Source organism: Candidatus Jordarchaeum sp. (assembly GCF_052745115.1).
The window spans coordinates 1-1,850 of record NZ_JBRAKS010000526.1 but is presented as its reverse complement, the minus strand read 5'-3'; the positions used below and the strand labels follow the sequence as shown (position 1 = coordinate 1,850).

Sequence of the window (1,850 nt, the reverse complement as noted above, 5' to 3'; positions counted from 1 at the left end):
CAATTATTCTTTTCGAACTATCCCAACAACCCACATACTTAAGGCGCCTTCTCTTGGCATCAGAACCAAAAATTTATATATTGCATAGTTTACATAATTTAAAAAATGGGTGGTAAGATATGGTATCTGAAGCAGATATTTTTAGAAATGTTAATGACCTTCCTAAAAAGGAGGAGAAATACTGGAACAGAAAAATGGAGACAATAGACAGAAAGGAGTTGAAGGAGCTTCAGCTTAAACTTGCAAAAAGACAGTTAAAACACGCTTATAAAAACGCACCATACTACCATGACAGATTCAAAAAAGCAGGAATCAAGCCAGACGATATCAAGGATTGGGAGGATTGGGAGAAAAAGGTTCCCATCACACTAAAGGACGACCTGCGAGACTATCGTGAAAAAACTAATGACCCCTTTTACGGTGTGCTTGCACTACCCTGGGAGAAAGTTAGAGATACCTACATAAGCACCGGCACTACAGGCAGATCCACGTATTGGGCTTTTTCAAAAGAGGATTGGAAATGGATATACGAATTGACCCTGAGAACCGTGTGGTCAATGTACCAGCTTCGCCCCGGTGACATGTTCTTAGGCAACGCCGGTAGGTTCCACGGTGGCTTCGAAGTAATGAGAGGACCCGACAGCCTGATGGACATCGGTGTAACCGTGTTATGGAACGATGTATTACCTCTACCAATGTTTATGGATAAAATGATCCAATACTGCCAAGACTTCAAAGGCAAAGTTAAGGCTATATACTTCCCAGCTTTCCTCTCCTGGGCCTTTATGGGTTACATGAATTCTAAGGGATTGGATCCGGTTGAGGATCTTGGTTTCGACAATATGATAGGGGGTTGGGCTGGCGGAGCGCTCACGACAGCTACTAGAGACATGCTAAAAGATGTTTTTGGTTTTAAGGCGATTCTGAACATGGCCTGTTTAGGAGACACCATGGTCCCATTGATAGGTTGCCTTGACGGACAAGGCCTCAGAACACATGTTTGGGAAGACATACACCTAGTGGAGCATGTCGATATGAAAACTGGAGAACCAATAGAGCCTGAGGAAGTGGGAGATTGGGTCATCACACCACTGCATAACCATGCGGTGCCTCATATAAGGTGGAGAATGGAAGACTACACTAAAATGGATTTTGAAACCTGCGATTGTGGCACAACACATCTCTCAATAACAATACTAGGCAGGGAATCAGACAGAATTACTATTGATGGAAAAATAATACTTCCTCAAATGGTTGAAGAGGCACTCTACAAGATACCCGAAATAGGACCCGGTGGTGCCATGGCCTGCCAAGTGGTTAAAACAGCCCCGGAAAAACAGGACAACTTAATCATAAGAACCGGATATATTCAGGAGCAGGTCAAGGATCAGGCAGCATTTAAAGAAAAAGTGAAAGCTAGAGTTAGGGAGAGTCTAGCAGTACCAGTTAGTGATGTGGAGCTTTTAACTCCGGAAGAGGTGGCTCAAGCAGGAAGTGTGGGATGGAAAATAGCCAGAATACAAAAGAGATACGAATAAAATCATAGCTTAAGCAAATTGGGTTTGAATAATCTAGTTTGCACCAATCTTCAACTATTATTTTTTTATTTTTAAAAATTTTATTTAGATGAAGAACTCGAACTATCTATTTTTAATACCTTATCTTGGTTCCGCAAAAAGGGCAGAAAATATAACGAGCTGGCAAACGGTTGCCACACTCTGGGCAAAGATATTTTCCGGGTGGAAAACGAGTCTTTGGGGATTCTAATATTACATATTTTTTTAATTGAGCTGGCTGAACCGTTGTCCGAAACTTACCCATCTAGGACACTTCCAGATGGTGTTCGGTTC

The 1,850-nt window shown here is 42.0% G+C and carries 2 protein-coding genes; one reads left to right on the top strand and one right to left on the bottom strand.

The genetic code is table 11. The features are described from left to right. Window positions 1–119 precede the first annotated feature (119 nt). Window positions 120–1,538 (top strand): phenylacetate--CoA ligase family protein, encoded by a 1,419-nt coding sequence (locus ACUVXA_RS20460; protein WP_445873143.1) that lies wholly within the window; start codon window positions 120–122, stop codon window positions 1,536–1,538. A 112-nt stretch (window positions 1,539–1,650) separates the two neighbouring features. On the opposite strand, the gene ACUVXA_RS20455 is transcribed toward ACUVXA_RS20460, so the two are convergent. Then, window positions 1,651–1,821 (bottom strand): zinc-ribbon domain-containing protein, encoded by a 171-nt coding sequence (locus ACUVXA_RS20455; protein WP_445873142.1) that lies wholly within the window; start codon window positions 1,819–1,821, stop codon window positions 1,651–1,653. Window positions 1,822–1,850 lie beyond the last annotated feature (29 nt).

Bases quoted from the DNA above. Each gene is read 5' to 3' on its own strand.
- ACUVXA_RS20460 (WP_445873143.1), top strand. From the start codon at position 120: ATGGTATCTGAAGCAGATATTTTTAGAAATGTTAATGACCTTCCTAAA.
- ACUVXA_RS20455 (WP_445873142.1), bottom strand. From the start codon at position 1,821: ATGGGTAAGTTTCGGACAACGGTTCAGCCAGCTCAATTAAAAAAATAT.